The organism is Micromonospora sp. NPDC005324, from assembly GCF_040607155.1.
Classification (GTDB): domain Bacteria; phylum Actinomycetota; class Actinomycetes; order Mycobacteriales; family Micromonosporaceae; genus Micromonospora; species Micromonospora trifolii.
This window is the reverse complement of sequence record NZ_JBEXGE010000094.1, coordinates 1-5,206: the sequence shown is the minus strand read 5'-3', so window position 1 is coordinate 5,206 and position 5,206 is coordinate 1. Positions and strand designations below refer to the sequence as shown.

Genomic DNA, 5,206 nt, shown 5'->3' with positions numbered 1-5,206 from the left:
GTCCAACTCCCCATGCCAACGATCGACATCAACGTCCGTCACACGCAGACCAACGAACGCGAACCGAACTCGATTCGCCTACTGCCGTTGCAGTACTAGCTGAAACAGCCCGAGACGCCGCTCCAGATCCCGAGCCAGCCGCTGGCAGCGGTGGTAGTCGTTGCGGGTCCAGACGGTGGCCCCGTCCTGCCGCACCAACGTGGCCACGATGTGGACGTGGTCGGTGCCGTGGCGCACCGCCACCCACCGGGCGCCCCCGTCATCGGCCGGTGGTGCCAGCCCGACCGCAGCGGTGAACTCGGCGGCGATCGCGCCCCACTGCTGATCAGACAGAGCCGGATCCGTCGGGTGGGTGTGCACCGAGCAGTGCCAGACCGGCCGGCGAGGCGGGTTGATCGCGGCGGCCACGGGCTGGTCGAGCAGGCGGGACAGCCGGACCACCGAGAAGCCCTGCGCCGACCTGGCCAGTTCGTGGACGCCGCCGACCGCGGCCCTCGCCCAAGCGCCAACGAGCCGTGGGTTGTCGTGCTCGCCCCGCTCACCCGGTCCGAACAGGTAGCGCAGCAGGTCCAGCGGGCGGGCGCTGCGGCGGCGGATCCGGCAGATCACGACGACCTGAGCAGCGCGTGCACGCGGTCGACCACCTCGTCCAGGCGCTGCACTGCGGCGGCGCACCGGCCTGCGTCGAGCACCGTCGTAGCGCCGACCAGGGCGCTGCGGACGGCGAACAGCTCACGCTGCACCGTCGCCAGCTCGAAGCGCGATCCAGGTCCGCGAGCGCCGGTCGCCGCGCGAGCCGCCGCGATCGTGACCTCCCCGGCGTACCCGGTCGGCGTCAACCGGGCCTCCCCAGCAGCCGCCCTCACCTGGGCGAACTCCTCCTCCGACAGCCGCACGTAGACCCTGTGCGGCCGTCCGGGAGAGACATGCTGGCGATGACGGGCGGGCGTACTCTGTCGCCGTGCGGGAAGATCGACAGTCACACCAAGATTGTGCACGCCCCTCGATGCCTGCCTCTGCCCGGCCACCCCGAACCGCAACGAGTACTCGCAAGGTCATGCGAACACCTCGCAAGACCGCTCGCAAAGTCACCCGGACACTCGCAAGGTTCGCGCGGACCGGACACTGGCCGTCTACTCTGTAGGCGGCAGCCACCGCCGCATCTTTGGCCCGCACAATCACGAGACTCAGCGGTGGCTGCTCCATGCCCGCGGATAAACCACACCACCACAGCAGGCTAGAACGGATCTCCTGCTGGCGTATTTGTACTCCAATAAGCAATTTTCATCGTGACGGTACAGGTCGCGGGCAGCGCGGGGGGTTTGTGTCGACATAGGACGAGGTTCCCGGTGAGACAGCAGTCGACCAAGATCCGATGCCCCAACCGGGAGCCTCGCTGTACTGTCTTACCCTGCCGCAATTCCGTTGTTCACCCGCAGTCTGAACCACCTCGCCGGTCTCGTTCTAGCCCGCCGTGACCAGCGACGGTCCCAATGGCGGCGTCTCGACCCCGGCCGGCAAGCCCTGCTCGCCTTGGCCCACCTGCGTAACGGGTGTCACCCTGACCCGCCTGGCCGCCGGGGTTCGAGACCGGTGTCACGATGGCCTGGCGATACGTCCGAGAGGCCATCGACCTGCTCGCCGTTACCGCCGACGACCTGACCACGGCGATGACCAGGATTCGCCTGCTGGCCTACGCGATCCTCGAGAGCACCCTGATCCCGCTCGACCGAGTCAGCGGCCAGAAGCCGTACTACTCCGGCAAGCATCGCCGTCACGGCGTGAACGTGCAGGTCATCGCTGATCCGGCAGGCCGACTGATCTGGGCTTTGTCCGCGCCGCCCTGGATGCAGGAGTCCCGTTCGGGCGGGTAACCGGCGATGAGGTCTACGGCGCCGACCCCGGCCTGCGCGCTGACCTGGAACAGCGTGGGATCAGCTACGTCCTGGCCGTCGGCTGCGACCGACGCGTGCACGTCAACGACGGCCGCACCCTCATCCGCGTCGAGGACTCGCCGAGCGAATCCCCACGACATAGTGGCCGCGGCGCGGTTGCGGACCCGGGGCGAAAGGACCCCGCGACTACCTGTGGGCCTGGATCACCACCGCAGCCCAGCCAAGTGAGCACCGGTGGCTGCTCATCCGCCGCAACCGCACCACCGACGAGCTGGCCTTGTACCTGTGCTGGTCACCCCGACCCGTGCCACTACACACCCTCGTCCGGGTCACCGGCTCCCGCTGGAGCATTGAGGAGCTGTTCCAGACCGCTAAAGGCCAGGTCGGCCTCGACCCCCCTACCAGGTCCGCAGCTAAGACGCCGGCAGGAAGATCAACGGCCGGAAGTGGTTCATCGTCACCGACACCCTCGGCCTGCTGGTCACCGACTGGGTCCTCGCCGCGTCATGGCAGGACCGAGCGGTGCCAAAGGCGCCCTGCTCGCCGCCTACGCGGCGACTCCCATCCGGCACGCCTTCGCCGGCCGCCTCGTCGACTGGGCCCGCGACCTGCTACGCACCACCGTCGAGATCGCCCGCAAAGCCGCCGACCAGCACGGCTTCGTCGTACACCCCCGCCGCTGGGTCGTCGAACGGACCCTGGCCCGGATCACCGCCCACCACAGCCTAGCCCGCGACCATGAAACCCACCAAAAAACGGCAGAGGCCATGATCTAATGCGCAGCCCTCAGCGGCATGCTTCGCCGCCTCACTTGAGGCCAACCCGCCACCCGCCAACAACGCCGCACCCTCAACACGCCGAAACAACAGCGATGTGAAGCACGCTTTTAGCAGGCCAACTGCATACCGGTCAGCATCGCCATATCCGCACTGGGGCGTTGCGGGCTCGTTTGGCTCGCGGTTGTCAAGGGGCACTCGAATGCGATACTCGGGGTGGGCGTTCAGTCCGAGTCCTCCATAGTGAGGTCGTCGGTGGAGGAGACCCGGCGCAGCGTCTTGAACGCCAGGATGGCGGCGATAATCAGGACTACTGCTCCGGCGCCGGCCGTGAGTGCCAGTCCCGCGGTGTACGCGTCCCGGGCAGCGACGGTAACGACGGTGGCCGCCGTTGGAGACAGCTCACCGGCGACGGTGATAGCTTCACCGATGGTGGACGAGGCGCGCTCGGCGGAATCTGGACCGACGGTGGATTGCAGAGCCGAATCGTCGCGCATGGCGAGGCGGTACGTCGCCGTCACGAGAGAGCCCAGCATCGCGGTGCCCAGGGCGATCCCGAGCTCATAGGCGGTTTCGGAGATCGCTGCGGCCTGACCGGCCCGCGCCGGGCTGACCGAGCTCATGATCACGTCGTTGGTGAGTGTGAGTCCAACGCCGGCACCGAGCGCGATCAACGACAGCGACGCGGCGAGCAGCGTCGGACTCAGGGTGGCTTTGAAGGTCAACAAGACAGTGGATCCGCTGGCCGCAAGCAACAGTCCGGTCGTGACGAGGGGGGCCGTCCCGATGCGCTTGACTAGCCCGGCGGCCAGGAACCCGGCAATCGTCGAGAACACGCTTGAAGGCAATAGCCACAGCGCCGCCTCGAGTGGACCCATTCCGCTCACGAGCAGCAGGTATTGAGTGATAACGATCGTGGACCCCATCACTGCGAATACGACCATCAAGTCGACTATGACTGCGCCACGGAACGTACTCACTGCGAACAGCCCTATGTTGATGAGAGGTGCCGGCAGGCGGCGTTGCCGGCGAACGAAAGCGGCCAGGGCGACCGCTCCGGCGACTGCCATCGTGGCGGCCCGTCCGCCCGCGTTGCCTTCGGCGAGCGACTTGAGACCGTACACCAGGCTGAGCACGCCGGCCAGCGACAGGGCAACGCTGATGAGGTCGAACCGGCCGCTGTGGAGGTTGGGGGTTTCGGGAAGCAGGAGTGGTCCCGCTATCAGCAGCAACACCATCACGGGAATATTGATCAGAAACGCCGACCCCCACCAGTAATGCTCGAGCAGCCAGCCCCCGACCACCGGGCCGACGGCGGCACCGGCGGAACCCATCGTCATCCACGCCGCCATCGCGAACCGGCGTTGCCCCCGGTCGAGGAACATGGTCCGCAGCAGCGACAGCGTGGAGGGCATCAGCGTCGCGCCAGCTAGCCCGAGCGCAGCACGGGCGAGAATTAGACCTATCGCACTGGAGGTGTAGGCGCCGGCGACGGAAGCCGCGGCAAACAGCGCCGCGCCGATGAGCAGCAATTTCCGGCGCCCCAGCCGGTCGCCGAGCGCCCCCATGGTGATGAGCAGGCCAGCCAGTACGAACGAGTAGACGTCGATGATCCACAATTGCTGGGACGCGGTGGGCGAGAGAGCCCGCGTAATCGCCGGCAGCGCCAGATGCAGGACGGTACTGTCCACCGCGATCAGGAGCATCGGCAACGTCAGCACGACCAGGCCGAGCCACGACCGAGGAGTGGCGCGGGCGGACACTGCGGGAGTCGACAACATAGTCCTTCTCCGAGCCGGGCCGGCGCTCTAGCCCGTGTCAGTCCAGTTGGCACGATTCAGCAAGGAGCCCTTGACTTCGGACGCTCACTCTCGATGAGAGGGATCATCAGAGCCAAGGGCTATACCAGTGGTCTGCAGGGGCTGTTAACGAGCATCCGACGGTTTGAGCCACGTTAGCGGGTTGAGGCATTAGCTCCGAACCGAGCTCATCCGAACCACCGAGTAAAGAGGGATGTTGGTTCCCGTGCTTAAAGAACCGGGTGAGCTGGGTAGCGCCCAGCCAATGTAATTAAATCCATCGCACCCAGTCCAGATGCGGCCGGTGCGATTGCGTATGGACCAAACGTTGTTTCCATACCCTGCTCGCTGAGGTTCGGCGAGCCGTAGTGAAAGTACGCCATGTAGCCGCTGCCGTCTAAGCCCGTGAAGGTGCAGAAACATCCGGACGGACAACGGTCGAATCCCGTCGCCGCCTGAACGGCTGACGCGACCGCCACCGATCCCATCAGACCAGGGAGGGCCACTGTGGCGCTTGCAATAACTCACGTTCTGCGTCGCACGCGTCATCCTCCCGGGTCTGACTGCTTAGTGCTCGAAAGCTAGCCGTCGCAGACCTCAGCGAAACTTCACCGCTGCTTCAGCACCTCAGATGTGATCTCAGAGGACGTCTGATTCACGTATTTTGTGTGTGTTGTGGTTTTAGTCGTCTCGCCAGGTTGGGGTGGTTTCGGTGGTGAGGCGTTTGGCGAGGTTG

5 protein-coding genes and 1 pseudogene are annotated in these 5,206 nt (G+C 66.0%); 2 read left to right on the top strand and 4 right to left on the bottom strand.

The annotated features are described in order from the left end of the window. Window positions 1-78 precede the first annotated feature (78 nt). Together ABZS40_RS36200 and ABZS40_RS36195 are read right to left on the bottom strand one after the other, a co-directional pair. Window positions 79-609, bottom strand: coding sequence for a hypothetical protein (locus ABZS40_RS36200; RefSeq protein WP_354949210.1), 531 nt, complete (start codon window positions 607-609; stop codon window positions 79-81). After that, entirely contained in the window at window positions 606-896 is a 291-nt protein-coding gene (locus ABZS40_RS36195) for a hypothetical protein (RefSeq protein WP_354949209.1), read from the bottom strand. The genes ABZS40_RS36200 and ABZS40_RS36195 overlap by 4 nt, the downstream gene beginning before the upstream one ends. Window positions 897-1,401: 505 nt before the next feature. On the opposite strand from ABZS40_RS36195, the pseudogene ABZS40_RS36190 reads away from it, so the two are divergent. Both ABZS40_RS36190 and ABZS40_RS36185 read left to right on the top strand, forming a co-directional pair. Next, a pseudogene (locus ABZS40_RS36190) lies at window positions 1,402-1,829 on the top strand (IS5/IS1182 family transposase); the annotation flags it as partial. 572 nt (window positions 1,830-2,401) lie between these two features. After that, window positions 2,402-2,671, top strand: coding sequence for a hypothetical protein (locus ABZS40_RS36185; RefSeq protein WP_354949208.1), 270 nt, complete (start codon window positions 2,402-2,404; stop codon window positions 2,669-2,671). Between the two features lie 224 nt (window positions 2,672-2,895). On the opposite strand, the gene ABZS40_RS36180 is transcribed toward ABZS40_RS36185, so the two are convergent. After that, on the bottom strand, window positions 2,896-4,434 hold the full coding sequence (locus ABZS40_RS36180; protein ID WP_354949207.1) for an MFS transporter: 1,539 nt from the start codon (window positions 4,432-4,434) through the stop codon (window positions 2,896-2,898). Between the two features lie 266 nt (window positions 4,435-4,700). Further along, window positions 4,701-4,958, bottom strand: a complete 258-nt coding sequence (locus ABZS40_RS36175; protein WP_354949206.1) for a peptidase inhibitor family I36 protein — start codon at window positions 4,956-4,958, stop codon at window positions 4,701-4,703. Window positions 4,959-5,206: the final 248 nt, after the last annotated feature.

What these genes read in the sequence shown, in the direction of transcription:
- ABZS40_RS36175 (WP_354949206.1), bottom strand. Translation starts at nt 4,958, where the DNA reads ATGGGATCGGTGGCGGTCGCGTCAGCCGTTCAGGCGGCGACGGGATTC.
- ABZS40_RS36185 (WP_354949208.1), top strand. Translation starts at nt 2,402, where the DNA reads ATGGCAGGACCGAGCGGTGCCAAAGGCGCCCTGCTCGCCGCCTACGCG.